Genomic DNA, 23,944 nt, shown 5'->3' with positions numbered 1-23,944 from the left:
CCGATTACCCCCGGTCCTTTGAGTGATTATCGCTTTCCACTCGTTTTGCCAGTTGGACGCGGTGGGGTTCGAAGCCGTGTCGCTCGTAGAATCGCGCGGCCGCCTCGTTGTCCGCCATCACGTCCAGTTTGACGACCTCGATTCCCCGGTCTTCGAGCGCCGCCGTCGCCGTGTCGAGCAGTTCGCTCCCGATTCCCCGATTCCGGTACTCGGGACGGACGTACAGGTTCTGGATGGTGCCCCGCGACACCGTCGTCTCGAAGGACTTCGATTCCGTACTGAACATCACGAACCCGAGTATCGTGCCGGCGTCGGCGTCGATCCCGTCGTCCGGCTCCGCGCGTGCGACGAACAGCCCCTCGGTGACGATGGCGCGGAGGATCGACTCGCGGATCGTCTCGCGGTTCGCCTCGGTGCGGAGCTGTGACCCGTGCTGGCGCTGCTCGTCGGCGAGCCTGACCCAGAGGTCCGCGAGGGCGTCCGCGGCTTCGATGTCGGAAGCTTCGATGAACACGGGAGAGGGGTCTGCCTGGTCGGTTACGCTTCGGAATCCTGACGGAGGACCTCGACGGCCGGGAGCGTACCGCCAGTGAGCAGTCGAAGCGCGGCACCGCCGCCAGTGCTGACGTGGTCGAATCCGTCGATTCCGAGCTGGCGGAGAGACGCAGCCGTGTCCCCGCCACCGACGATACTGTACTCCGCGCTGGCCGCAGCGCCGAAGATCTCCCGGGTCCCGAGTGCGAACGCGTCTTCCTCGAAGACGCCCGGTGGGCCGTTCAGGATCGCCGTCCCGGCGGTCTCGAACACGTCCGCGTAGGCGGCAATCGTCGCTTCGCCCACGTCGAGCGCCGGTGCGTCGACCGGCAGGTCCGCGACGTCGACTTCCTCGCGGTCGCCGTCACGCGAGACCGCGACGTCGTCTGGGACGTGGATCTTCTCGCCGTACTCGTCCAGCAACTCCGCGGCCTGGTCGATGGCCGTCGCGTCGCGGTCGAGAATCGCGGACTCGGACGGCTCGCCGACGTCGACGCCGCTGGCAGCCAGGAAGGCGTTGCCAGTCATGCCGCTCGTCAGGATGGTGTCGGCGAGGCCCCGATCGAGGACGCTCTCGGCGACGTCCAGCGCGTCGGCGATCTTTGCACCACCGAGCGCGTACACGCGCGGGGTCGGTGTCTCTTCGATGTTGCTGAGCACGTCCAGTTCCCGTTCCATGACCCGCCCGGCGTAACTGTCGACCCGACACGGGAAGCCAACGATGGATGGCTGTGAGCGGTGTGCCGCGGCGAACGCGTCGTTGACGTACGCGTCCAGTTCCGGCGCGAGCCGTTCGACGAGGAACGTCTCGGCGGCTTTCTCGGCCGGGAACTCCATGTACTCCTCGCTGTAGAACCTGGTGTTCTCCAGCAACACTGCCTGGCCGTCCTCGAGCAGGTTGATCGCCGCTCGGGCGTCGGCCGAGAACGTGGCGTCGCAGTACTCGACCGGATGGTCGAGCAGGTCACTCAGGCGGGCGGCGTGGTCTTCGAGGCGGGCGAACTCGTCGCCGCCTGGTCGCCCCTGGTGGGCGAGGATGGCGACTCGGCCACCCCGGTCGAGCAACTCGTTCAGCGTGTCGACGTGAGCACGAAGCCGGGCGTCGTCAGCGAGCGTCCCAGAATCGGACAGCGGGCTGTTGATGTCAACGCGTATTCCCACTGTCGTCCCGTCGACGGCAAGGTCGTCCAACGTCGGTATCCCCATGCCCCCAGTTCAACTGGGACCGAGCAAAGGTGTTTTGTTCGCAACCGAACGGCCAACGTGACACGATGCCGACTCGATCGGTTCCAGAACCCCACGCCTGCCGTCTGGATCTATTTCGGAGTAGTGATACTTAATAGGGGTGAGATATACCGTACCAAAGTATGGAGGTACGTGAGACAGTCCACCAGGGCCGACGACTTCTCGTCGAACGGCCGGGACAGTTCGCTGTGACGGCCGTTGCAGTGCTATTAGTTATCGACCTGGTACGACAGATCGTCGCAGGGCAAACGTTGATTTCGACGGTTGCCGGATATGTGTGGAATGGTACAGTTATCGGACTGATTATTGGTCTCGCTGGAATCGGACTGTCGCTAACGTACAGCATTCTGAACTTCGCGAACTTCTCGCACGGCGACTACTTGACGACGGGTGCGTTTTCGGGATGGACGGCCTCGTATCTCGTCGCCGGGTTCGGCACGGCGTCGCTGGGCGACCTGCTTCTGTTGAACGTGAGTCCGCGTGACATCGGCATCAACGTCGCGGCCGAGCCGCTCTCGGTCGTCTTCGGTCTCCTCGTCGCCATCGGAATGACAGTACTCGTGGCGCTTGGCATCGACCGCTTCGTGTACAAGCCCATGCGTGACGCGGACGGCATCTCGCTACTTATCGCGAGTATCGGCGTCGCACTGGCGCTTCGATATCTCGTCGTGTTCGTCTACGGAACTAACCTCAGAGGGCTGACCGCGGGCGACGTCCCCAAATTCAGCCTCACCATCGTCGACGGGGCCATCACGATCGACGCCCACGAGCTCACGCTCGTCGTCAGTTCGGTGCTTCTCATGTTGGGGATTCACGTCCTGCTCCAGCGGACGAAGTTCGGAAAGGCCATGCGGGCAATGTCCGACAACAAGGACCTCGCGCGCGTGACCGGCATTCCGACGGAACGAGTGATTCAGTGGACGTGGATCATCGGCGCCGGCCTCGCCGGCTCGGCCGGCTATCTCATCGCCCTCAAACGCGGGTCGATGGGGTTCAACCTCGGCTGGGTTCTGCTGCTTTTGATCTTCGCTGCGGTCATTCTCGGCGGTATCGGCTCCATCTACGGCGCGATGATCGGCGGAGTCATCATCGGAATCGTCCGCAACGTCTCGCTGCTCTGGCTCCCGACCGACTTCAGCCTGGCCGCGGCATTCCTGATCATGATTCTCATCCTTCTGTTCCGCCCGGAAGGCATCTTCGGCGGGGTGAAAACTGCATGACTGGAATCGCGCTCGGCACTGCAGCCGACGGCCACGGGACGGTGATGAGAAGATGACTGGGACGACGGACGCCCACGGGCAGTTCACGACCGAAGACCTGGCCGAGTACACCCGCGAGAGCGGTGCTGCACGTGCGCTCGGAGTACTCGCAGTCCTGTGGATTCTCCTCTCGGTGCTGTCGCTGGGTGGCGTCGGCGGGATGGTGCCGCCGCTCCGCGAACTCGTCATGGTGCTTGCCGTGTACGCTGGCCTCGTGTTCGCTGTCGGCATGTTGTGGCGGTATTCACGGAATGACGCGTTGCTCATCATCGGCGTCATGCTCGCACTCTACGTCGTGTTCGGGATTGCGATGGTCGTGTTCCTGGAACTCCCGTTGAACGGCCTGATCAACACGTTCCGGCGCATCACGTTCCTCTCGGCGGTGTACGCGATGCTCGTGCTCGCGTTGAACCTCCACTGGGGGTACACCGGCCTGTTCAACATTGGCGTTGCCGGATTCATGGCGGTCGGCGTCTACACGATGGCAATTATCTCGGGCCCAGAACTCGGCCTCGGACTCCCACTGCCGCTCGGGATTATCGGCGGCGTCCTCGCGTCTGCGCTCGTCGGACTGATCGCCGCGCTGCCGGCGCTCCGACTCGATGCGGACTACCTGGCTATCGTCACCGTCGCGTTTTCCGAGATCATTCGGTTGACGCTGAACTCACAGGTGTTCGCCGAGACGACGCTGTTCGGGACGACCGTCGGGACCGGCGGTGGGCAGGGCATCAGCACGCCGGAGAACCCGATCCGAGCCATCTTCTACACCGATCCGACGGACGCGACGGCCGGACTAACACCGATCGGCGAAGTCGTATTCGACATCACGGGCTCACTCGAGGTGGTCCTGATCTCGGGCGTCGGGATCCGGAAGTCAGTGGTCATCGGGATCACGTACGCTATCGTGCTCGCCCTGTTCGTCGTCGGGTTTTACTGGCTGCTGAGTCGGATCGGGAACTCACCGTTCGGCCGGGTTCTCAAGGCGATCCGCGAAGACGAGATGGTGGCGAACTCGCTGGGGAAAAACACCCAGCTGTTCAAGATAAAGACGTTCATGATCGGGTGTGCGCTGATGGGACTGGCGGGCATCCTCTGGCGGGGCTCGACCGGCTTTACGATCCCCACGGACTACATGCCCATCCAGACGTTCTACGTCTTCCTCGCGCTCATCATCGGCGGTGCGGGATCGAACACGGGCAGCGTCCTGGGCGGCATCGTGTTCGCGACGCTCCTGTTCGAGGGACCGCCGCAACTCGCCCGCATCATTCCAGTCCTGCTCGACGATCTGTTCGGGATCGAGGTCACTGCCGCGCCGAACAACTTCATCGAGGCCGTCGGACCGCTGGCCTCGCTCGACGTGTCGCCGTTTATCGCCTACTCGCTGCAGAACATCTCGACGCTCAGGTTCATCTTCCTGGGACTGCTCATTATATATCTGATGCAAAACCGGCCCGACGGGCTGCTCGGGCACCGAAAAGAACCGGCCGCAGCCATCGACCTCTCTGCGCGCCGGGACGGAGGTGACGAGACGTGAGCGAATCACCACCGGAGTCGAGCGATGCCGAGCTTGCCGATCAGACGACTGGCGCGACCAGAAGGTCTGGCGGCGACTTCCCGCTACAGGTCGAGGGACTGCGAAAGGAGTTCGGCGGCATCACGGCCGTCGACGACGCGACGTTCCAGGTCGAGGCCGGGTCACTGACTGGCCTCATCGGTCCCAACGGAGCCGGGAAGTCGACGACGTTCAACTGCATCGCGGGGGTTTACACGCCGACGGACGGGACGGTCACGTTCCAGGGCGAGGACATCACTGGCCTCGAACCGTATCAGATCGCCCAGCGCGGCCTCGTCAGGACCTTCCAGATTGCGCGAGAACTCGACGAGATGACCGTGCTGGAGAACGTGATGCTCGCGCCACGCGACCAGCGTGGAGAGTCGCTCTGGCGCGCAGTCACGCCGGGGGTTCGCGGCAGCGTCGTCGAACAGGAAGCCGCGGTCCGTGACCGCGCCTGGGAGATGCTGGAGTTCTTCGAGATCGACCACCTGGCACAGGAGTACGCCGGCAACCTCTCCGGCGGGCAGCGGAAACTCCTCGAGATGGCGCGGGCCCTGATGACCGACCCGGAGATGGTCCTGCTGGACGAACCACTGGCCGGCGTCAACCCGTCGCTCGAGAACAAGCTCATCGACCACATCCACGACCTGCGAGCGGACGGGTACACGTTCCTGTTCGTCGAGCACGACATGGAAGTCATCATGAACAACTGTGACCACATCATCGTCATGCACCAGGGGCGCGTGCTGACGGAGGGCAGCGCCGAGGAGATCCGTTCGAACGAGGAAGTCATCGAGGCGTACCTGGGGGAGGACGTATGAGCGAGTCACAGCGCACCGACGCGGACGCGGGTGACGACTCTGCGGACGGCCTCATGGAGGTCCGGAATCTCGACGCCGGCTACGGCGATCTGCAGATTCTCACCGACGTGGACATGACCGTCGCCGACGGCGAGTACGTCACCATCGTCGGACCGAACGGGGCCGGCAAATCGACGGTCATGAAATCGGTCTTCGGACTGACGACTCACATGGGCGGGACAGTCACCTTCGATGGCGCGGACATCACGGGACTGAACCCCGAAGACATCATCCACAAGGGGATGAGTTACGTCCCCCAGACCGACAACGTCTTCGGCTCGCTGACGGTCGAAGAGAACCTCGAGATGGGCGCGTACATCCTCGATTCCGTCCCGCAGGACCAGTTGCGGGCGATTTACGACCGGTTCCCGATCCTGGAAGAGCGGAAAACGCAAAAGGCGGGGACGCTCAGCGGCGGACAACAGCAGATGCTCGCGATGGGTCGGGCGCTGATGCTCGATCCGAAGCTCCTGATGCTCGACGAGCCGTCGGCGGGGTTAGCTCCGGATCTGGTCGACGAGATGTTCGACCGGATCGACGACATCAACGACGCCGGAACGGCAGTGTTGATGGTCGAACAGAACGCGAAAGAAGCGCTCCGTCGCTGTGATCGCGGGTACGTCCTCGTCCAGGGGCAGAATCGCTTCGACGGCAGCGGCGACACCCTTCTCAACGACGAGGAAGTCCGCCAGGAGTTCCTGGGCGGATGATCAGTTGTTGGCCGAGAAGTCCACAGTCGTGAGCTGCTCGAACCCGTTGTCGCTGTCGGGTGCGAACTGCCAGACCTCGTAACTGACCGCGGCCATGTCGCCGTTGTCGTCGAAGTTGACGGACGAGGAGGCACCGGCGTAATTCACAGCGGTTCCGTTACCGACCATCTCGACGGCTTCAGCGAGGTTGTCCGGACCCACCGTTTCACCGTCGGGGTTCGCGACTTTCCGCAGGTTGTTCTTGACCGCCGTCCCCGAGTTCTCTCCGGCCGCGACGTTCGCCAGGATCATGACTGCCGAGGCGTCGTACGCCTGCGCGTTGAACACGCCCGGTGAGGAGTCGTATTCGTCCTGATAGAGGGTATTGAACGTGTCGACCTGCGGCCCGGACGCCAGCGGCGCCGACCCGATGACGTTCGCCATGTCGTTGCCGACCTGGCTCGGCATGTCCGCGCTCTGAAGACCGTCGGTAACCATGATGGTTCGGTCCGCGGAGAAGTCCGAGTAGTAGTCCCGGAAAATCTGGACACCGCTCGCCGGATAGCCGATCACCAGCAGGATGTCCGGATCGTTGCTCAGCGCGTTGTTCAGTCGCGAGGTGTACGAGGGCTGTTCTTTCTCGAAGGACACCTGGTTCTGAACGGTCCCACCGTTGTTCTCGAAGGCGCTGACGAAGCTCTCGGACAGCGACTGCCCGTAGCTGTTGTTGACGAACATCGTCGCTGCCGTGCTCGCGTCGCGGCGCTCGCGGGCGACCTGTGCGAGCACCTGCCCCTGGAGTGCGTCGCTCGGTGCCGTCCGGAAGACGTAGTCGTTGTCGTCCAGGTCGGTCACGGACGGTGACGTGCTCGACGGCGAACACCCGACGATCTGACTCGGAATCAACACTTCCCGGGACACCTGCATGTTCACGCCAGACGACGCCGGGCCAGTCACCATCGGATAGCCCTGATTGACCAGTGCGTTGGCGGCACTGACTCCCGCCGTCGGGTTCGTCTGCGTGTCCTCTACCTGGGTGTCGAAATCGACCGGCAGGTCCGCAGCGTTGAGCTGTTTTGCCGGCAGCAACGCCGCGTCGCGAATTGGCTGCCCGAGCTCTGCAAGATCGCCCGTTTCGGGCATCAGCACGCCGAGTTTGACCGCCGTCGACCGGTCTTCGAGATCGACAGTGCCGCCGCCGTCGCCCTCATCGGACGTCGTACAGCCGGCAATGCTCGCAACACCTGCTGCACCGATTCCTTGCAGAACCCGCCGTCGCCGAACCTTTTGTGTCATGTTCCTTGTTAGGTATACTCCGGGTGTTTATAAAACATAATGTTACATTTGGATGAGAATAGTTAGCAATATAGGAGGCGACGGGCACTCGCGGGCGGTGCGACAATATATCAGACGTTCTTACAGTCGCTGCAGACGAGCTGCCCGTTGAACGAGGACAGGTCCCGGGTGAGCGACCCGCAGATCTCGCAGATGCCCTGATTGGAGTACTCGTCTTCCGAGGTCGTGGATTCACCCGCCGTCGTCGCGGCCTCTGCCGTGACCGACTCGGCTTTGACCTCCTGTCTGGTCTCGCCGTTGACCTGCGGCGTGAGCGTCGCGGCAGTGACGATGTCGTGCTCGGAAACGACGCCGATCGGCTCGCCGTTCTCCATGACGAGCAGTCGCCGCGCCGACGTCCCGGACATCATGTTCGTCGCCGTCGCGAGCGACTCGGATGCAGATACCGTCGGGGGATCGTCCTTCATCGCGTGTTTGACGAGCATGGATTCGAGGTCTCCCTGGTCGACGGCGGCCTGCAGGAGATCCCGCTGGGTCAGGATCCCCACGGGTTCGCTCCCCCGTAACACCACGACCGCCTCGACGTTTTCCTCCAGCATCAAGGCCGCTGTATCGACGAGGGTGTCCGCCTCGCTCGCCCCCACGTACTCCCGTCTCATCACTTCCCTGACTGTGACGTCACCGTTCATGTGCCACCCTTTCACACACGAGGTCTAAAAGCTACCTACGCCACGCTTAAGACCGTTGCAGCCGTAGCTTGGAGGTCCGGCAGGCAAGCAGCGAAGCCGCCATAGATAACACAGCTGACAATGCTTTTGGACGGTGGCGGTCAGAACAACAGCTCGACGTCAGTCCCGGCCGCGCGGCAGTCTTCGAGCGCGTGTTTGGCGTCCATGCCGGCGGACTGGGCCGTCCGGCCGCGACCGACGCCGACCTTGAGGTCGACGTCGACGGCTTCGTGGACGTGGTCGACGGCGTCCTGATAGTCCGCTTCGTCGAGATCTGGGCAGACGCCGATGACGTTGTCGCCGCCCACGAAAAAGCACAGGGAGTCGTGTGCCTGACGCATGTAGCGCATCAGTTCCGCGTACCCCTGTTCGATGTGAATGAACGTATCGAACTCGTTGAGTTGATCGGTGTACTTGCCGGTCGCGTCGTTGACGTCGAAGTGTGCGATCTGCACGTCGTCCGCGGTTCGGAACTCGTCGTCGATCGTCCGGCCTTTGAGGATCTCCCGGCGGTGTTTGTCCTGGGCGCTCCCTTCTTCCTGAAGCTGACTCGTCGCGTCACCGAGCGCCTGAACCGGCGACGTTCCCGTCGCGACCGAGAGGCTCATCGTCACTGGATAGCGGTTCCCGACTGATTCCTGGATGAGCCGGTGATCGTCGAGGTCGAGCCCGTTCGAGACGGCGATCATGTTGTCGAATCGCGAGAAGAAGACGTATCCATCTCGATTCCCGAAGAGCTGTGAGAGGTCCGCGAACAGCCGCGATTGGAGCGTCTGGAGGTCGACCTCGCGGCGCGGTTCCGGGGTGACCGTCCACGGCCCGTAGTTGTCGATCTGGATGTGGGTCACCTGCGTGTTCGTCACTGTACTCGCCGATTAGCCCTGACCTGCTATTTGTCTTTGGTTCCAGAATCCGACGCTCCGTCGCAGGGATTCGTCACGGCAGTGAGTCGCGTCGCGAGCGCTTCCGGACCGGTGAACTCCACCGTTCCGAGCTTCGAATCGAAGCGAACCACGTCGGTCGCGGTCAGCTTCGGCAGCACGTCCTGGTAGATTTCCGTCCGCGCTTCCCGACGATCCGACGCTCCGACCCGATCCGCATCGAGGAGTACCGACGCCAGATCGTCCACCGCGACCGGCTCGTCACGCTCGGTGAGACACGCCAGCAGTGCCCGTCGGCGCGGCGCGGCGAGCAGGTCCTCGATAACGCTCGCTGGGAGCGCCTGCCGTCCGTTGGGGACGCCCGCAACGCCGGTGTGTGAGTGATGGACAGCCATGGGTTCGGCTGAGAACTACGACCCCCAGGCACAAGTATGTATCGTGCTAACAATAGTCAATCGAAACGACGACCGAACTGCAGGCTCGCCGGTGGGTGGCGGAACGGAGAAACGCGGGAGTCAGGCTAGCTCGTAGAACCAGTAGCCCTTCTCGCGCATGTTCTGACCGAGAGCCTTGTGGAGTTCAGGGAAGTCCTCGAACTCGGTCTGGTCGATGCCGTCGAAGACCTCTTCCAGGCTCACGACCGTTTCGTAGTCGATGCGGATCGGGTCGTCACCGTACTCTTCGACGAATTCGTCGCGGGCCAGCGGGAAGTCCTCGTCTTCGTCGATCTTCTTGGCAACGATTGCCTGTCCGTATTTGCGCCGCCCCTCGCTGCCCTCGTCGCCGTCTGGGTCGTGCGGCCAGTCGCTCATATCTGTCTGTGCGGACGAACCACGCAAAAGCGTTACTCTCCGCGCTCGTCGTCCACTCCCGTCCAGGTCCAGCAGTACGAGCCAGGTCAAGCAGACAGTACGGAACGACCACCTTCCCTCACACGAGTTCTATCGGCCACTCCACACGGGCATCGGCGGACACCCCTCCGTTGTCATCAGATGGCAGCAGATGGGATTCAATGGCAACAGCTAAATACTCAGAGAAACTATAAACTCGTACAGGGATGTCAGACGACCACAACGGGAGCGCGCTGTTGCCAGCGCTGCTCGCAAACAAGCTCCAAGAAGCGGGCGAGAGTGCCATCGATACGCAGCAGCAGGCGCTCGCACAGCTGCTTGGACAGGCACAGTCGCCGACGGACTTTCCGCTGGAAGCGCTCCAGGAGACGGCGACGTTCAAGACGCGAGTGCAGAGTAGTGGTCGGATCAGCATCCCCGACGCGGAACGACAGGTGCTGGGCATCGAGGAAAACGACATCGTCCAGGCCATCATCGTTCCACTCGACAGAAAGGAAGGAAATGACAATGAGTAACGACAACACGTCACCCATCAGTACGATCTTCAAACTGCAGCGCGATACGATCAAGAGCGGCGAGAAAGTCCTCGAGCGGACCCTGAAGGTCCCGGCGGAGATCAACGAGACCATCCAGGGGACGGTCGACGACCAGAAAGCGGCCCAGCAGCGGACCGTCGAGTTCGGGCAGGACGTCATCAACAACGTGCTCGACACCGTCGAGTCGACGACGCCCAGCGACGACGAGACAATCGATCAGATTCGCGAGTCCGTCAACAACGGGTTCGAGACGCTGCTCGACCAGCACGCCGAGGCCTTCGACGCGGTCGACGAGCAGTACGGGGAGGGAATCGACACCTACAGCGACGCGACGGAAGACGCCCTCGACGGGCTGGAAGACCTGCTCGACACCGTCATCGAGAGCAACGAGGAACTCGAAGACCAGACTCTGGACGCCTTCGAGCAGATCATCGATCAGTACGAGAGCCTGGTCGACGAGATCGAAGACCGCACCGACGAGATCGACGACCGCATCGTCGAGCAGGCCGAACAGTTCGAAGACCAACTCGACACGCAGCTCGACCGGTACCAGGAGCAACTCGACACCCTCCAGGACCGCTTCGACGACGTCCAGGAAGACGTCGAGGAGAACGTCATCGACGTGCAGGAAGCCGCCGAGAAAGCCGTCCAGGACGTCGAAGCCTCCGTCGACACCGATGCCGAGGCAGCCGACGAGGAGGCAGCCGAAGCCGACGACGACGCGACCGACGAGACGGCTGACGCATAACCTGCCACCGCGACACCATCGAAAGCCACCACGCCCTCGCTTTGTCCACTCCCTCGGGGGGATGGGACTGCGATTCGCGTGACTGGTCTTCCTCGAATCTCCTCGAACGAATTCACCACTCGCGAGTTACTCGTGGCAACATCCGGTGGGAAGGGGATTCGAACCACGGTCGTTCCCGTTCGCTCACGATCGCTCGCTCACCTCTCACTCCCTGATTCGAATCTCCTCGAATGAATTTGCCATTCGCGAGTTGCTCGTGGCAAAATACGGTGGGATGGGGATTCGAACCAGAGCCAGACGGTCGCTCACTTCGTTCGCGCTGCGACTGGCAGGGTTCGAATCTCCTCGAACGAATTTGCCACTCGCCAGTTGCTCGTGGCAAAATACGGTGGGATGGGGATTCGAACCCCAGAGTCCGTGAGGACAACTGCTCTCAAGGCAGTCGCGTTAGGCCACTTCGCTATCCCACCTGCATCCCCTACTTCCTCACCCTGGTTTTAAGACTTGTCGGTCAGTTCCGAACGAGCGTCAGGCCCTCGTCAGACGCGGCCACGTCCAGGCCCGACTCCGCGAAGAACTCCGCGGTGTGTGCCGGCACCCAGCGCCCGGCCCGCTCGCGTGCCTGCAACTGGCTCAGGACCGTCGCCAGGTCCGACGCCGTCTCCACCACTGGCTGCATCGGCAGGAAGTCGACCGACAGCCCGGCGTCGTCGCCACGCTCTGTCAACGTTCGGACCGCCGGCGGCTCGTACGCGTCGGTGAAATCGATCGGATTGGCGAACCCGGCGTAGTACACCCGACCCGCGTCGGCGGGACCGAGCACCACTTCGTGCCGGCGAAGCTTCATCGCCGCGTTGTCGATCACCTGTCGCGCCAGGAACGGCCCCGTCGGGTCGACGGCAGCCGCCGTGTTGACGCCCTCCTGTTCAAGTAGGTGCGTGACGGTGTTCCCGACGCGGCCGGCGAACGTCGACCCGACCTGCACCTCGAAGCGAGCCTCGTCCGGGTTCTCCAGCGCGGGCCGGACGGCGGCCCGTACCTGGGCTTCTGATTCCTGCGACCCCTCGTACTCGTCGGAAATGTCCTCCTCGGCGCGGTAGTTCACGAGGAGTTCGCCGCCGCTCGCCTCGACGGCGCGGCAACTGTCACGCAGCATGGCTGCGTAGAGGTCGGTTGCTTCGCTCTGCGTGAGTGGCGTCTCCTCGGCGAGCGCGGAGAGGACGAGGCCATCGCGTGGCGGGTCTGCGAGAACGGCGACCGTGGTCATGCTCTGACCTCGGCGCGGACGACCCTTGAAATCGCCGCTTCTGTCGCCCGAAATGCCCTCCCATTTATGTCGTCGCACATCAATTTGCGAATATGAACGTCGTCACGAAACAGGCACTCGGATTCCTGGGTGCGTTCCTCGCACTGCTGTTCGTCGTCGGTGCCGGCATCGAACTCGTCATGCAGACGCTCGCCTCGACCCAGTATCAGGTCGGCTCGGCCGTCGTCCTGGGACTCGTCGTCCTGGCGGTGGCTGCGACGAGTGCCGTGGCGATCACGTCCCGGCCGCGAGTCTCGAACCCCTACTGGTCGCCGAAGTAACCGCCGTCCTCACCGACTCCGTCGTCCTTTCGTCTGTCTGTAATCTCGACCCATGAGGTCCGACAACCGTTTTTCGAACGCCGTTCGTTGCTCAGCCAAGAGATCCTCCGGGGAAACCATCGGCACGAGTTCGAACCCACGGCCACGCACTGTCGTCGCGTGGTCCCGCTCGACGTCGAACTCCTCGGGACTCGTCGTCGTGTACTCGAACGCCAGCGCCTCCAGCGGTCGCTGGCCGACCGGGACGATGATCTCGGGATTGATCATCCGAATCTCCGCCGTGAGGAACCCCTCGCAGTTGCGCACCTCCTCGTCGCTCGGCCGGCGATCGGGATGGCGACATCGGGTCACGTAGGTCAGATAGACGTTGTCCAGCTCCGGAGTGTGACTGTCCGGAGGTGAACTCGCGAAGCCGAGTGCGCCGAGCACGTCCTGGAGCAGTTCCCCGGCCCCGTCGCCCGTGAACGGGTGGCCGGTGCGGTCTGCACCCTCGCCCGGCGCTTCGCCGATGAACATGAAATCGGCGTCGACGTCGCCGTATCCGTGGACGACCTGCGAGCGCGTGTCACACAGCACGTCGCAGTTCTCGCACTCCTCGTCCATCCCGTAGGGGTTGGCGACCCGTTCCTGGTTGGCGTCCATACCCGTTCCAGGGTCGGCCCGGGCAAAACAGCCGCGGTCGTTTCGCACCGCCCCGCGTGAAACCAAACGCTAACGTGACGTATCACGAGTCCTGAGAGTCAGTCGATGGGGCACGTCAAACGACTGTTCATGCTGGCATACCTGATCGGATTCGCGCTGGTGAACGCGACGACGGCACTGTTCACGCAGTATCCACTGCTCAAGTGGCTCGGCCTGCTGGGCGTCCTCGCCGTCTTCGTGGATACCGGCCGGTGTGCTCGCCGACACTGGCGAACGCTCCGCGAAGAAGGGATCTCGCTGTCGCCCTGACTACTCGTCGTCGGTCGGCTCGGCCCGCGTCGCCGCGTCCTCGGGGTCGTCCTGCGGGCTCGACGGGTGGTACTCGGTGTCGTACTGTCCCGGCCGGTCGTCGATCCGGTCGGGGTTGATGCGACCGCTGAGCAGCATGAAGTCGAGCACCGTACAGGCGAGCATGGCTTCGACGACCGGCACCGCCCGCGGCGGCAGGACGGGGTCGTGACGACCGACGACCTTGATCTCTTTTTCCTCGCCGGTCTCCCAGTCGACTGTCGTCTGCGTGCTCGGGATCGACGTGGGCGCGTGCCAGGTGACCTCGCCGTAGAGCGGCTCCCCTGTGGTGATGCCGCCCTGGAGTCCGCCGTGGTCGTTGCCGACCGGCACGGGGTCGCCCTCCTCGCTGACGGTCTCCGGATGGGACTCGCCGTCGTCGAACTCCCAGTTCTCGTTGCGGTCCAGTCCGGCGACGTCCCGGGCGTCGCGGCCCAGGCCGTACTCGAAGGCCGTCACCGCTGGGATGGCGAACATCGCCTTCCCGAGGCGTGCGGGAACGGAGTCGAACCGCGGTGCACCGAGGCCGCGGGGCACGCCGCGACACTCGAAGTAGATCGAGCCGCCGATGGAGTCGCCCTCCTGCTGGTACTCGTCTGCGAGGTCGCGCATCTCTTCGGCGGTCTCGGGGTGGGCACACCGGACGTCGTTTTCCTCTGTGTGTTCGAGCATCTCCTCGAAGGAGACTTCCGGAGCCTCGATGTCGCCGAGTTGGTTGACGTGTGCCTTGATCTGGACGTCGTACTCGGAGGCGTCGAGCACCTGCTGTGCGACGGCGCCGGCGGCGACCCAGTTGACGGTCTCGCGGGCGGAAGAGCGACCGCCGCCGCCCCAGTTGCGCGTCCCGAACTTCGCCGAGTAGGTGTAGTCGCCGTGTGACGGGCGCGGCGCCGTCACGAACGGTTCGTACTTCCCCGAGCGGGCGTCCTTGTTCTGGATGACCATCCCGACGGGGGTGCCCGTGGTGTAGCCGTCCTGGACGCCGCTGTTGATCGTGACTTCGTCCGGTTCGCCGCGCGAGGTGGTGATCATCGACTGGCCGGGCTTCCGGCGGTCGAGTTCCTTCTGGATCTCCTCTTCGGAGAGCTCGACGCCGGCCGGAACGCCGGAGACGGTACAGCCCATGGCCTCCCCGTGACTCTCCCCGTAAGTGGTCAGCTGAAAGAGCCGACCGAAGCTATTGCCGTTCATTACTGCTCCCTGGGAGACCCGGGCATTTAGACCTTGTAGATACCGGCCACTGCTCGTCCCGCCGGCGGGACCCAGCGCGTCATCTCCGCGAACGGACGGGTCGGGTGAACCTTTTTGCGAAATCGACCGACGCTTTCCTATGGGCCGCCCTGTGGCAGTTTCGCCCCTCCAATCAGTCGCGGGCACGGGCGTCACCGTCGAGATGCTGGTCGTGTTCGCCATCGTTCTCCTGGCGCTCGTCCTGTTCACGACGGAGCCCGTCGCCATCGACGTCACGGCGATCCTCGTCATGGTGCTGTTGATCGTCCTGGAGCCGTGGACGCAGATCTCGCTGGAGGAAGGCATCTCCGGGTTCTCGAATCCCGCAACGATCACCGTTCTGGCCATGCTCATCCTGAGCGCGGGGATCAGCCGGACGGGGATGGTCCAGATACTCGGCCGAAAGATCTCGAACTTCGCGGGCGACGATCTCCAGCGACAGTTGCTCGCGACCGTCGGCGTAACGGGCCCCGTGTCGGGATTCATCAACAACACGCCGGTCGTCGCGGTGCTCGTCCCGGTCATCTCCGACGTGGCCAACAACGGGAACACGTCGCCGTCGAAGCTACTGCTCCCGCTCTCGTACGCCTCGCAGATGGGCGGCATGCTGACGCTCATCGGCACCTCGACGAACCTCCTCGCGTCCGACATCGCGAGGCGGCTGTCGGGTACCTATCCGAGCCTTCACGAGCTGTCGATGTTCGAGTTCACGAAACTCGGCGTCATCGTACTGCTCGTCGGCTCCATCTACCTGCTGACGGTCGGTCACCGGCTGCTCCCAGAGCGGGTACCGCCCGAAGAAGACTACATCGCGGAGTACGGAATCAGGGAGTACCTGACCGAAGTCCGCGTCCGGGAGGGGTCGCCGCTCGTCGGCCGAACGGTCGACGCAGCCATCGACACGGCCACCTTCGACGCCGACGTTCTCCAGGTGATCCGGGACGGCGAGCAGTTCGTCGAACCGCTGGCACAGAAAGAGGTCCACACGGGCGACGTGCTGTTGCTGCGGACCGATGCAGACACGCTTCGCCAACTGGCGCGCCTCGACCACCTCTCGATGATGGGTCACCTCGACACCGACGCCGAGCTCGAACCAGCGCCCGAGACCGAGCAGACCATCGTCGAGGTGGTGCTCCCCCGAGAGTCGTCACTCGTGGGGGCGACGCTCAGAACGGCCGCGTTCCGCCAGCGCTACGAGGCGAACGTCCTCGCGGTGCGCAGCCGCGGTGAGATCATCCGCGAGCGACTGGACGACCTGACGTTCAGGACCGGCGACACGCTGCTCGTCCAGGCGGCGACCGACAGCATCGACCGTCTGGCTCGGACGGGCGATTTCATCCTCTCGCAGGAAGCATCGCGGCCGGAGTACCGGACCGAAAAGATCCCCCACGCCGTCGCGATCATGCTCGGCGTCGTCGGGTTCGCCGCCCTCCCCTGGGAAGCGCTGGCCGGTGCGACCGGCGTGGCTCCCCTTGCCGCCCTCCAGCAGGACATCCTCGTCACAGCCCTGGCAGGCGTCGTCGCCATGGTGCTGACCGGCGTGCTCCACGCCAACGAACTGTACGACGCCGTCGAGTGGAACGTCATCTTCCTGCTGGCCGGCGTCATTCCGCTCGGCATCGCGCTCGAACAGACCGGCGCGGCACAGCTGCTCGGGGCCGCCGTCGCTACAACGGGTGAGTTCCTCCCGGCGATCGCCGTGCTCTGGGTGTTCTACGTCGCGACCGGGCTCGTCACCGAGGTCATCAGCAACAACGCCAGCGTCGTCCTCATGATCCCGGTGGCAGCGGCGGCCGCGAGCGCGATCGGCGCGAACGTGTTCGCGTTCGTTCTCGCCGTGATGTTCGCCGCCTCGACGTCGTTTCTCGGTCCCGTCGGCTACCAGACGAATCTCTTCGTCTACGGCCCCGGCGGCTACCGATTTACCGACTACATCCGCGTCGGCCTGCCCCTCCAGCTCATCCTCTCCGTCGTGACCGTGGCCGGCATCGCGTTCTTCTGGGGCGTCTGACCCTCGAGCGGTCGATGCCTCTCAGTCGTCCCGGGACACGTCTGCGCCGATGTCGTACAGCACGTCGAAGAAGTTCGGGAAGGAGACGTCGACGTGTTCGCCACCCGCAATGGTGGTCGTGCCGTCGGCGACGAGGCCGGCGACGGCCAGCGACATGACGATGCGATGGTCGGCCCGACCGTCGACCTCGGCTCCCGTCAGGTCGGTCTCGCCGCCGTGGATGGTGAGCGTGTCCTGTTCTTCCTCGACGGACGCACCCATCTTCGTCAGTTCCTCGGCCATCGCGCTCACGCGGTCAGTCTCCTTGAATCGGACGTGCTCGCAGTCCGTAATGGTGGTCGTGCCGTCGGCGACTGCACCGAGAACAGCGATGGTCGGCAGGAGGTCCGGCGTGTCCTCGACGCCGACCTCGATCCCCGACAGCGACGACTGGCGCGTGGTGATGACGCCCTCGTCGCGGTCCCACTCGATGTCGGCCCCCATCCGTTCGAGGATGTCGACGATCGCCGAGTCCCCCTGTGCGCTGGGTTGTGCGCCGCGAACCAGCAGTTCGTCGTCCGCAGCCAGCGCGCCGGCCGCGAGCAAGTACGACATCGACGAGAAGTCGCCGGGCACCGCGTACTCGCCGCCCTCGGGTTCGTAGGACTGGCCGCCGTCGACGCGGAATCCGTCGTCGGTCTCGACGGCCTCGACGCCGAACGCCTCGAGCACTTCCAGCGTGATCTGGACGTACGGCGCGGACTTCAGTTCGGTTTCAAGGTCCACGTCGATCCCCTCGTCGGTCACGGCCCCGGCCATCAGCAGTGCGGTGATGTACTGCGAGGAGACGTCGCCCGGGATCGAGACGGTGTCACCGTCGACCGGTCCCTTCACGACCAGCGGCGCCTGACCGTTGCCGCGGGTGCTCTCGGCCCGGCCGCCGAGTTGCTCGACGGCGTCGAGCAGTGGTCCCTGCGGGCGCGAGCGCAGCGACTCGTCACCGGTGAGGACGGTGATACCGTCGGCGAGCGCACCCGTCGCGGTCACGAGTCGCATCGTCGTCCCGCTGTTCGCGCAGTCGATGACGTCCGCCGGGACCGAGGGACGGCCGCCGAAGCCGTCGATGACGAGGACAGAATCGTCGTCGCTCCGGTCGACGGACCCGCCGTAGGCTTCGACCGCGCGCATGGTCGCGCGCGTGTCCGCGCTCACGAGCGGATCGGTGACTCGCGCGCCGTCTGCGTACCCGGCCGCGAGGATGGCCCGGTGGGTGTAGCTCTTCGAGGGCGGGGCCTGGGCAGCGCCGCGGACCCCGGACTGAGAGATTTCGACGTTCATGTGCCATGCCTCGCAAGCGGGTGCAATGAGGATACCGACCGCGGCGAGTGTCTCGGCGGGTCAGGGTCCCGGTACCGTTTAGTCGCCGCCGGGCCACCCTGTTCTCATGAACTCCGACTTCTCGGCGCTCGACGCCTTCCTCGACGACGCCGGCGTCGACGGCTTCCTCATCGACGCCGCCGGCGACGACTCCGACCAGGTGTATCTCTCGGGCTTCGACGCTCCCGACCCGTTCCACACGCTCTACGACGGCGAGGTCCATCTGCTCGTCTCCAGCCTCGAATACGGCCGCGCGAAAAAGGAGAGCGACGCGGCGACGGTCGACCGCCACGCCGACTACGAGATGCGCTCGCTCGTCGAGGACCACGGCCGCCTCGAAGGCGGTCGGCGCGTCCTCGCGTCGTTCCTCGACGAACGGAACGTCGGCTCGGTCGCGGTTCCGGCACGCTTCCCGCTGGCGACCGCTGACGGCCTCCGCGAGCAGGGAATCGACGTCCGGACGCCCGAGAGCCCACCGATCGGACGCGGCGGTGCCAACGTCATCGAGACCATCCGCGCGACGAAGACCGACGAAGAGATCGAGCACGTCGCCACGGCGCAGGAGGCGAACGAAGCCGCGATGGAAGCGGCCGAGGACCTCGTCCGTGCGGCAACCGTCGAGGGCGACGAACTCCACTACGAGGGCGAACCGCTGACCAGCGAGCGCGTCAAAGAGGAGATCGAGGTGACCCTCCTGCGCCACGGCTGTGCGCTGGACGAGACCATCGTCGCGTGTGGCGCGAACGCGGCGGACCCACACGACCGCGGGAGCGGGCCGCTCACCGCCGGCGAGCCCATCATCGTCGACATCTTCCCGCGGGACAAGTCCACGAAATACCACGCGGATATGACCCGGACGTTCTGCAAAGGGGACCCCAGCGACGAGATCCGCGAGTGGTACGACCTCACGGCGGCGGCCAAGGAAGCGGCGCTCGCCCTCGTCGAGCCAGGCGTCACGGGCGCGGACGTCCACGACGCTGTCTGCGACGTCTACGAGGACGCCGGCGAACCGACGCTGCGGAGCGACGAGACCACCGAAACGGGCTTCATCCACAACACCGGTCACGGCGTCGGTCTGGACGTCCACGAACAACCGCTCGTCGGGCCGGGGGGCGGTGAACTCGAACCCGGCCACGTCATCACGATCGAACCCGGTCTCTACGACCCGGCGGTCGGGGGCGTCCGGATCGAAGACATCGTCGTCGTCACCGAGGACGGGTACCGGAACTTCACGAGCTATCCCGAAGCTCTGGTCGTCGAATAGGCGGGCGCGTGGTCAGTTCGCGGCCGTCGTGGTGCCGGCCGTCGCATTGGCAGCGCTGGCGGCCACGGCGTCGTCGAGCCACGTCGGTGCCGCGACGCTGACGTCCTCGGTCCGCGTCGTCCGGTAGTCGACGAGCATGTGGAACGGCGCTCCGCTCTCCCCGCCGCTGATGTCGACGAACGCCCGGTCGATCACGTCGTCGTCCCTGATCGTGATCCGTCCGGCGGACGACTCGACCGTCGCGTTCGGCGAGAGGGTCGTATTTTCGAGCGTGAACTCGGTGTATCGTCGCCCGTCCTCAGTAGCGTTGTCCGTCTTCTCGAAGCTCGCGACGCGGTAGACCGTGGTCAGCCGGTCCCGCTGGATGGCCCTGCGATGGATCTGCGAGAAGTTGACTGGGACCGCCGAGAGTGACTGGACCGTGTAGTTCGTGGTCCCGTTGCGAACGACTCGAGAGTAGATGGCGGTCTCGTTGACGTACCGGGTGAGCGACCGGTTCCCGATCTCGTTGTGGAGCAGGAAGCGCTTCGCCGAACGGTTACTCCTGACGGTGATCGTGCGGTTCGCGCGTTGCTGTGCCTTCAACGCCCGTGTTTCGATGTCGAGCGCGTAGCTCGTGTTCGCGAGCGCGCTGGCGTGCCCGTCGAGACGGAACACCGGAATCGCGTGCTCCGCCGAGTCGGTATCCGACGACGCCGGGGTCGACTCGGGCGTCTCCGCCACCCACGAACACCCCGCGAACGCGACCGTGGCGACGAGTGCACCCACCAGCAGCAGTCGCCTGTTCATATCCGGACCTGTCGGCCCGAAAAGAAAAGAGTACCGTCCGGTCGAGACCCGAATCCCTTTTGAGAGCCGCCCGGCTACCCGTTGCCGATGAGACTACTCGTCGTCGGTGCCGGGGCGATGGGTCGGTGGTTCGCCGATGCAGTGGCGGACGGACTCCCCGACGACCCCGACATCGCGTTCGCCGATGCCGATTCGTCGGCCGCAGCGACTGCTGCGGACCGCGTCCAGGAGGCCCGGACGGTGGCGCTCGATACGAGCGATCGGTTCGAAGTCGTCTGTATCGCGGTCCCCATTCCGGTCGCGACCGAGGCGATCGCGGCCCACGCCGGGCGCGCGACGCGTGCCATCGTCGACGTGACTGGCGTCGCCACCGAGCCCGTCGCTGCGATGCGCGAGCACGCACCGGACCGCGAACGGCTGAGCCTCCACCCGCTGTTCGCCCCGGAGAACGCCCCCGGAAACGTCGCCGCCGTCGTCGACGAAGCCGGGCCGGTGACCGACGACGTCCGAGCCGCGCTGGCTGCCCAGGGGAACGACGTCTTCGAGACGACCGCCGACGAACACGACACGGCCATGGAGACCGTCCAGGCCCAGGCACACGCGGCCGTGCTGTCGTTCGGGCTCGCGGCCGCGGACGTGCCAGACGCGTTCCAGACCCCGATCTCGGAGGAACTGTTCGCCCTCGTCGAGCAGGTGACCGGCGGTGACCCGCGCGTGTACGCCGACATCCAGGACGCGTTCGAGGGCGCCGACGACGTGGCCGCAGCGGCCGAGGAACTGGCAGCGGCCGACTCGACGCGGTTCGAGACGCTCTACCGCCAGGTGCACGAGAAGTTATGAAGGAATCACAACGCGAACAGATACGCTCGAACGCCAAGTACCTCCGAGAAGTCAGACCGATCGATCCCGACGAGATTCACGAGTACGTCGAGGGACAACCACACCCTGCCGCCGTCAAGCAGGTCCTCCGGGAGGAGGGGTTCGATCTCGGTCTGGTCGAACGCGAGGACGGGACCTTCGAACCGATACCAGACGAGCCAGTAGCGGCCCCGTTCCGCGGCGTGGAGGCGTTTCCCGCGGACTACTCCATGGCGCTGGAGGAGTTGCTCGTCGCCGAGTACGGCGCCGGCTGGCCCGACGGCGAAACCGGCGACGCCATCCGCGAACGCATCCGGGACCTCAAAACCGACTACCTCTGGCAGAACGACGTCGAGTACGACCACGAAACGGCGCTGGCGTACGCGCTCTATCACCTCCCCGATTACTACGCCACGGTCCAGTACGTCCTCTCCGTGCTGGTCGAAGACGGACTCTTGCCCCGAACGCTGCGCGTCCTCGACGTGGGAGCGGGGGTCGGCGGCCCGGCACTGGGTCTCTCCGACCTCCTCCCCGAGGACGCGCTGGTCGAGTACCACGCCGTCGAGCCGAGCAGCGCCACCGACGTGCTCGACGCGATGTTGGCGGAGACGGGCCCGAACTTCCGCACGACGATCCACGAGACGACGGCCGAGGCGTTCGAGCCGTCCGGAGAGTACGACCTGGTGCTGTTCGCCAACGTTCTGAGCGAACTCGACGATCCGGCAGCCGTCGTGGAACGGTACCGCGACTCGGTGGCCGACGACGGGAGCGTCGTCGCCATCGCCCCGGCCGATCGCAACACGGCGATCAACCTCCGGGAAGTCGAGCGGCGCGTCGAGGACGGGCTCGGCGTCTACGCACCGGCGGTGCGCCTGTGGCCGGGTGACCAACCGGCGGACGAGGGGTGGTCGTTCGACGTGCAGCCCGACATCGACGTGCCGGTGTTCCAGCGCCGCCTGGACGAGGGCGCGACCGCCCCTGACCACGACCCCGGCGAGTTCGTCAGCGTCGACATCCAGTACGCCTACTCCATCCTCCGACCGGACGAGAAGCGCCGCGTCGATTTCACGCCCGACATCAGCCAGTGGGCGAAGATGGAGAACATGGAGAACCACGTCTCGAACCGCATCGACGTGGCCGCGATCAAACTCAGCCACGACCTCACCGACGACGAAGACGCCAACCCGCTGTACAAGATCGGAGACGGCAGCGAGCAGGTGGCCCACTACGCCGTGCAGACGCGGGAATCGGCACTGAACAGCGACCTCGAAACTGCTGACTACGGGGATCTGTTGCTCTGTGAGAACATCCTGGCGCTCTGGAACGACGACGAGGAAGCGTACAACCTCGTCGTGGACGGCGAGACGGTGATCGACCGGGTCCCTGCAGGCGGGTAGTTTCCGGGCGGGGAGGCAATGGACTTTTGCGGTGGCCGTCCGGAGTGATTGCCATGGCCGACCTGCAGATCATGTTGACGAACGACGACGGCATCGAGAGCCCCGGCTTTCGCGCCCTCTACGATGCACTCTCGGAGATCGCCGACGTCACGGCCGTCGCGCCCGCCGACGACAAGAGCGCCGTCGGCCGAGCGATGTCCCACTCGGTCGAAGTGCGCGAGCACGAACTCGGCTACGCCATCGAGGGCACGCCGGCCGACTGCGTCGTCGCCGGCATGGAGGCGCTCGTCACCGACGCCGACATGGTGGTCGCCGGCTGCAACCGCGGCGCGAACCTCGGTGCGTACGTGCTGGGCCGCTCCGGAACGGTCTCGGCGGCCGTCGAAGCCGCCTTCTTCGACGTGCCCGCCATCGCAGTCTCGCTGTACGTGCCGGTCGGCGAAGACACGAGTTACGCCGACGTCGAGGTCGACTACGAAGCCTACGACTACGCCGCCGAAGCGGCTCGATACCTCGCCGACCACTCGCTCGACGCGGGCGTGTTCGACCAGGCCGATTACCTGAACGTCAATGCCCCGGTACCGGACCCCGACAGCGATGGGACCCGCCCGGAAATGGCGATCACCGAACCGTCGACTGCGTATCTGATGACCGCCGTCAAGGACGGCGAGGAGATCTCGCTCCAAGACGGCATCTGGGAACTGATGGCCGAGGGCGACATCCCCGATCCGGAAGGCACAGACCGACGCGCCGTCGTCGACGGGAAGATCAGCGTCTCACCGCTCACGGCCCCACACACGACCGAACGGCACGAAGCACTCGACGCGCTCGCAGAGACGTATCCCGACAGCAGGAACTGAGTCGTGCCCGCGACGACGACCTGTTGCCGATCGATGATGTCTGACTGGCAGGCCCAAACGTTATACCGGTAACTCACAGAACGTCGGTATGGCCAAACTCGAGATCGAGTTGCCCGACAGAATCGAAACCGACATCGACCAGATGGTGGCCCAAGGCGAGTTCGTCAACTGGGACGAAGCGGTCGAAAAACTCCTCGCACGGGGCGTCTCGGCGTACGGCCCGGCAGAGGAACCGGAAGAACAGACCGGTGGCGACCTGTTCACGCAGTCCGTCGCCGATCAGCACGATCCCGCCCTGAGCGACGACGTGCAAGACGACGACTACGGCTTCTGAGCGGTACCGGTGTGACCGCGAGGCCGTCGACCCGAACGCCACTTTAGATTCTTCCTGCGACCACCGTAGCCTGTCGTGTGAAGTAG

Annotated in this window: 26 protein-coding genes and 1 tRNA gene; 14 read left to right on the top strand and 13 right to left on the bottom strand. The window is 64.8% G+C overall.

Annotated features, from left to right (window positions below):
- Positions 1 to 4: 4 nt before the first annotated feature.
- Both ACFR9U_RS10910 and ACFR9U_RS10905 read right to left on the bottom strand, forming a co-directional pair.
- A complete protein-coding gene (locus ACFR9U_RS10910; protein WP_247373312.1) occupies positions 5 to 514 on the bottom strand; it encodes a GNAT family N-acetyltransferase in 510 nt (169 codons plus the stop codon).
- Between the two features lie 23 nt (positions 515 to 537).
- A complete protein-coding gene (locus tag ACFR9U_RS10905; protein ID WP_247373314.1) occupies positions 538 to 1,740 on the bottom strand; it encodes a phosphoglycerate kinase in 1,203 nt (400 codons plus the stop codon).
- 161 nt (positions 1,741 to 1,901) lie between these two features.
- Here ACFR9U_RS10905 and ACFR9U_RS10900 point away from each other — a divergent pair, with 161 nt between their 5' ends.
- The 4 genes from ACFR9U_RS10900 (at position 1,902) to ACFR9U_RS10885 (ending at position 6,163) form a co-directional block, all read left to right on the top strand.
- Positions 1,902 to 2,999 (top strand): branched-chain amino acid ABC transporter permease, encoded by a 1,098-nt coding sequence (locus ACFR9U_RS10900; RefSeq protein WP_247373316.1) that lies wholly within the window; start codon positions 1,902 to 1,904, stop codon positions 2,997 to 2,999.
- A 268-nt stretch (positions 3,000 to 3,267) separates the two neighbouring features.
- A complete protein-coding gene (locus ACFR9U_RS10895; RefSeq protein WP_247376113.1) occupies positions 3,268 to 4,572 on the top strand; it encodes a branched-chain amino acid ABC transporter permease in 1,305 nt (434 codons plus the stop codon).
- Entirely contained in the window at positions 4,569 to 5,414 is an 846-nt protein-coding gene (locus ACFR9U_RS10890; protein WP_247373318.1) for an ABC transporter ATP-binding protein, read from the top strand. The genes ACFR9U_RS10895 and ACFR9U_RS10890 overlap by 4 nt, the downstream gene beginning before the upstream one ends.
- Entirely contained in the window at positions 5,411 to 6,163 is a 753-nt protein-coding gene (locus tag ACFR9U_RS10885) for an ABC transporter ATP-binding protein (RefSeq protein WP_247373320.1), read from the top strand. The genes ACFR9U_RS10890 and ACFR9U_RS10885 overlap by 4 nt, the downstream gene beginning before the upstream one ends.
- Here the strand turns inward: ACFR9U_RS10885 and ACFR9U_RS10880 are convergent, their stop codons facing one another.
- The 5 genes from ACFR9U_RS10880 to ACFR9U_RS10860 form a co-directional block, all read right to left on the bottom strand.
- Complete coding sequence (locus tag ACFR9U_RS10880; RefSeq protein WP_247373322.1) at positions 6,164 to 7,438, bottom strand: ABC transporter substrate-binding protein; 1,275 nt, start codon at positions 7,436 to 7,438, stop codon at positions 6,164 to 6,166.
- Between the two features lie 110 nt (positions 7,439 to 7,548).
- Positions 7,549 to 8,127 (bottom strand): CBS domain-containing protein, encoded by a 579-nt coding sequence (locus ACFR9U_RS10875; RefSeq protein WP_247373324.1) that lies wholly within the window; start codon positions 8,125 to 8,127, stop codon positions 7,549 to 7,551.
- A 140-nt stretch (positions 8,128 to 8,267) separates the two neighbouring features.
- On the bottom strand, positions 8,268 to 9,029 hold the full coding sequence (locus ACFR9U_RS10870) for a GTP cyclohydrolase III (protein WP_247373338.1): 762 nt from the start codon (positions 9,027 to 9,029) through the stop codon (positions 8,268 to 8,270).
- A 26-nt stretch (positions 9,030 to 9,055) separates the two neighbouring features.
- Positions 9,056 to 9,442 carry a DUF7344 domain-containing protein gene (locus ACFR9U_RS10865; RefSeq protein ID WP_247373340.1) on the bottom strand — a complete coding sequence of 129 codons (387 nt, stop codon included), beginning with the start codon at positions 9,440 to 9,442 and terminating at the stop codon, positions 9,056 to 9,058.
- Between the two features lie 120 nt (positions 9,443 to 9,562).
- A complete protein-coding gene (locus ACFR9U_RS10860; RefSeq protein ID WP_247373342.1) occupies positions 9,563 to 9,859 on the bottom strand; it encodes a DUF5785 family protein in 297 nt (98 codons plus the stop codon).
- A gap of 245 nt (positions 9,860 to 10,104) precedes the next feature.
- On the opposite strand from ACFR9U_RS10860, the gene ACFR9U_RS10855 reads away from it, so the two are divergent.
- Together ACFR9U_RS10855 and ACFR9U_RS10850 are read left to right on the top strand one after the other, a co-directional pair.
- Positions 10,105 to 10,413: an AbrB/MazE/SpoVT family DNA-binding domain-containing protein gene (locus ACFR9U_RS10855; protein WP_247373344.1), complete on the top strand. Its 309-nt coding sequence runs from the start codon at positions 10,105 to 10,107 to the stop codon at positions 10,411 to 10,413.
- Positions 10,406 to 11,182 carry a hypothetical protein gene (locus tag ACFR9U_RS10850; RefSeq protein ID WP_247373346.1) on the top strand — a complete coding sequence of 259 codons (777 nt, stop codon included), beginning with the start codon at positions 10,406 to 10,408 and terminating at the stop codon, positions 11,180 to 11,182. Before ACFR9U_RS10855 ends, ACFR9U_RS10850 begins: the two co-directional genes overlap by 8 nt.
- A gap of 386 nt (positions 11,183 to 11,568) precedes the next feature.
- Here ACFR9U_RS10850 and ACFR9U_RS10845 read toward each other — a convergent pair.
- Together ACFR9U_RS10845 and ACFR9U_RS10840 are read right to left on the bottom strand one after the other, a co-directional pair.
- A tRNA-Ser gene (locus ACFR9U_RS10845) sits at positions 11,569 to 11,652 on the bottom strand.
- Between the two features lie 41 nt (positions 11,653 to 11,693).
- Positions 11,694 to 12,449, bottom strand: a complete 756-nt coding sequence (locus ACFR9U_RS10840) for a hypothetical protein (protein WP_247373348.1) — start codon at positions 12,447 to 12,449, stop codon at positions 11,694 to 11,696.
- Between the two features lie 92 nt (positions 12,450 to 12,541).
- Here ACFR9U_RS10840 and ACFR9U_RS10835 point away from each other — a divergent pair, with 92 nt between their 5' ends.
- Positions 12,542 to 12,769 carry a hypothetical protein gene (locus ACFR9U_RS10835; protein WP_247373350.1) on the top strand — a complete coding sequence of 76 codons (228 nt, stop codon included), beginning with the start codon at positions 12,542 to 12,544 and terminating at the stop codon, positions 12,767 to 12,769.
- Between the two features lie 9 nt (positions 12,770 to 12,778).
- Here the strand turns inward: ACFR9U_RS10835 and ACFR9U_RS10830 are convergent, their stop codons facing one another.
- Positions 12,779 to 13,411, bottom strand: coding sequence for a uracil-DNA glycosylase (locus ACFR9U_RS10830; protein WP_247373352.1), 633 nt, complete (start codon positions 13,409 to 13,411; stop codon positions 12,779 to 12,781).
- 105 nt (positions 13,412 to 13,516) lie between these two features.
- Here ACFR9U_RS10830 and ACFR9U_RS10825 point away from each other — a divergent pair, with 105 nt between their 5' ends.
- Positions 13,517 to 13,720: a hypothetical protein gene (locus tag ACFR9U_RS10825; protein ID WP_247373354.1), complete on the top strand. Its 204-nt coding sequence runs from the start codon at positions 13,517 to 13,519 to the stop codon at positions 13,718 to 13,720.
- On the opposite strand, the gene aroC is transcribed toward ACFR9U_RS10825, so the two are convergent.
- Positions 13,721 to 14,950, bottom strand: a complete 1,230-nt coding sequence (gene aroC, locus ACFR9U_RS10820; RefSeq protein ID WP_247373367.1) for a chorismate synthase — start codon at positions 14,948 to 14,950, stop codon at positions 13,721 to 13,723.
- A gap of 139 nt (positions 14,951 to 15,089) precedes the next feature.
- Between aroC and ACFR9U_RS10815 the strand changes: the two genes are divergently transcribed.
- A complete protein-coding gene (locus ACFR9U_RS10815) occupies positions 15,090 to 17,000 on the top strand; it encodes an SLC13 family permease (protein WP_282593991.1) in 1,911 nt (636 codons plus the stop codon).
- 21 nt (positions 17,001 to 17,021) lie between these two features.
- Here the strand turns inward: ACFR9U_RS10815 and aroA are convergent, their stop codons facing one another.
- On the bottom strand, positions 17,022 to 18,317 hold the full coding sequence (aroA, locus tag ACFR9U_RS10810; RefSeq protein ID WP_247373369.1) for a 3-phosphoshikimate 1-carboxyvinyltransferase: 1,296 nt from the start codon (positions 18,315 to 18,317) through the stop codon (positions 17,022 to 17,024).
- A 106-nt stretch (positions 18,318 to 18,423) separates the two neighbouring features.
- Between aroA and ACFR9U_RS10805 the strand changes: the two genes are divergently transcribed.
- Complete coding sequence (locus ACFR9U_RS10805) at positions 18,424 to 19,620, top strand: M24 family metallopeptidase (protein ID WP_247373372.1); 1,197 nt, start codon at positions 18,424 to 18,426, stop codon at positions 19,618 to 19,620.
- A 12-nt stretch (positions 19,621 to 19,632) separates the two neighbouring features.
- Here ACFR9U_RS10805 and ACFR9U_RS10800 read toward each other — a convergent pair whose 3' ends face one another.
- Entirely contained in the window at positions 19,633 to 20,409 is a 777-nt protein-coding gene (locus ACFR9U_RS10800; protein ID WP_247373374.1) for a hypothetical protein, read from the bottom strand.
- Positions 20,410 to 20,496: 87 nt separating this feature from the next.
- Between ACFR9U_RS10800 and ACFR9U_RS10795 the strand changes: the two genes are divergently transcribed.
- From ACFR9U_RS10795 to ACFR9U_RS10780, 4 genes are all read left to right on the top strand, one after another.
- A complete protein-coding gene (locus ACFR9U_RS10795) occupies positions 20,497 to 21,249 on the top strand; it encodes a prephenate dehydrogenase/arogenate dehydrogenase family protein (protein ID WP_247373376.1) in 753 nt (250 codons plus the stop codon).
- Positions 21,246 to 22,664 (top strand): small ribosomal subunit Rsm22 family protein, encoded by a 1,419-nt coding sequence (locus tag ACFR9U_RS10790; protein ID WP_247373378.1) that lies wholly within the window; start codon positions 21,246 to 21,248, stop codon positions 22,662 to 22,664. The genes ACFR9U_RS10795 and ACFR9U_RS10790 overlap by 4 nt, the downstream gene beginning before the upstream one ends.
- A gap of 53 nt (positions 22,665 to 22,717) precedes the next feature.
- On the top strand, positions 22,718 to 23,524 hold the full coding sequence (gene surE / locus ACFR9U_RS10785) for a 5'/3'-nucleotidase SurE (protein ID WP_247373395.1): 807 nt from the start codon (positions 22,718 to 22,720) through the stop codon (positions 23,522 to 23,524).
- A gap of 88 nt (positions 23,525 to 23,612) precedes the next feature.
- Positions 23,613 to 23,858 (top strand): DUF7120 family protein, encoded by a 246-nt coding sequence (locus tag ACFR9U_RS10780; RefSeq protein ID WP_247373397.1) that lies wholly within the window; start codon positions 23,613 to 23,615, stop codon positions 23,856 to 23,858.
- The last annotated feature ends 86 nt before the right edge of the window (positions 23,859 to 23,944 follow it).

This window comes from Halorientalis brevis (assembly GCF_042678165.1).
GTDB lineage: Archaea > Halobacteriota > Halobacteria > Halobacteriales > Haloarculaceae > Halorientalis > Halorientalis brevis.
The sequence above is the reverse complement of the archived record's forward strand: the minus strand, read 5'-3'. Positions and strand labels throughout refer to the sequence as shown.

Coding starts and splice junctions, on each gene's coding strand:
- ACFR9U_RS10905 (WP_247373314.1), bottom strand. CDS start 1,740: ATGGGGATACCGACGTTGGACGACCTTGCCGTCGACGGGACGACAGTG.
- ACFR9U_RS10900 (WP_247373316.1), top strand. CDS start 1,902: ATGGAGGTACGTGAGACAGTCCACCAGGGCCGACGACTTCTCGTCGAA.
- ACFR9U_RS10895 (WP_247376113.1), top strand. CDS start 3,268: ATGTTGTGGCGGTATTCACGGAATGACGCGTTGCTCATCATCGGCGTC.
- ACFR9U_RS10885 (WP_247373320.1), top strand. CDS start 5,411: ATGAGCGAGTCACAGCGCACCGACGCGGACGCGGGTGACGACTCTGCG.
- ACFR9U_RS10880 (WP_247373322.1), bottom strand. CDS start 7,438: ATGACACAAAAGGTTCGGCGACGGCGGGTTCTGCAAGGAATCGGTGCA.
- ACFR9U_RS10875 (WP_247373324.1), bottom strand. CDS start 8,127: ATGAACGGTGACGTCACAGTCAGGGAAGTGATGAGACGGGAGTACGTG.
- ACFR9U_RS10865 (WP_247373340.1), bottom strand. CDS start 9,442: ATGGCTGTCCATCACTCACACACCGGCGTTGCGGGCGTCCCCAACGGA.
- ACFR9U_RS10860 (WP_247373342.1), bottom strand. CDS start 9,859: ATGAGCGACTGGCCGCACGACCCAGACGGCGACGAGGGCAGCGAGGGG.
- ACFR9U_RS10855 (WP_247373344.1), top strand. CDS start 10,105: ATGTCAGACGACCACAACGGGAGCGCGCTGTTGCCAGCGCTGCTCGCA.
- ACFR9U_RS10850 (WP_247373346.1), top strand. CDS start 10,406: ATGAGTAACGACAACACGTCACCCATCAGTACGATCTTCAAACTGCAG.
- ACFR9U_RS10840 (WP_247373348.1), bottom strand. CDS start 12,449: ATGACCACGGTCGCCGTTCTCGCAGACCCGCCACGCGATGGCCTCGTC.
- ACFR9U_RS10835 (WP_247373350.1), top strand. CDS start 12,542: ATGAACGTCGTCACGAAACAGGCACTCGGATTCCTGGGTGCGTTCCTC.
- ACFR9U_RS10830 (WP_247373352.1), bottom strand. CDS start 13,411: ATGGACGCCAACCAGGAACGGGTCGCCAACCCCTACGGGATGGACGAG.
- ACFR9U_RS10825 (WP_247373354.1), top strand. CDS start 13,517: ATGGGGCACGTCAAACGACTGTTCATGCTGGCATACCTGATCGGATTC.
- aroC (WP_247373367.1), bottom strand. CDS start 14,950: ATGAACGGCAATAGCTTCGGTCGGCTCTTTCAGCTGACCACTTACGGG.
- ACFR9U_RS10815 (WP_282593991.1), top strand. CDS start 15,090: ATGGGCCGCCCTGTGGCAGTTTCGCCCCTCCAATCAGTCGCGGGCACG.
- aroA (WP_247373369.1), bottom strand. CDS start 18,317: ATGAACGTCGAAATCTCTCAGTCCGGGGTCCGCGGCGCTGCCCAGGCC.
- ACFR9U_RS10805 (WP_247373372.1), top strand. CDS start 18,424: ATGAACTCCGACTTCTCGGCGCTCGACGCCTTCCTCGACGACGCCGGC.
- ACFR9U_RS10800 (WP_247373374.1), bottom strand. CDS start 20,409: ATGAACAGGCGACTGCTGCTGGTGGGTGCACTCGTCGCCACGGTCGCG.
- ACFR9U_RS10795 (WP_247373376.1), top strand. CDS start 20,497: ATGAGACTACTCGTCGTCGGTGCCGGGGCGATGGGTCGGTGGTTCGCC.
- ACFR9U_RS10790 (WP_247373378.1), top strand. CDS start 21,246: ATGAAGGAATCACAACGCGAACAGATACGCTCGAACGCCAAGTACCTC.
- surE (WP_247373395.1), top strand. CDS start 22,718: ATGGCCGACCTGCAGATCATGTTGACGAACGACGACGGCATCGAGAGC.
- ACFR9U_RS10780 (WP_247373397.1), top strand. CDS start 23,613: ATGGCCAAACTCGAGATCGAGTTGCCCGACAGAATCGAAACCGACATC.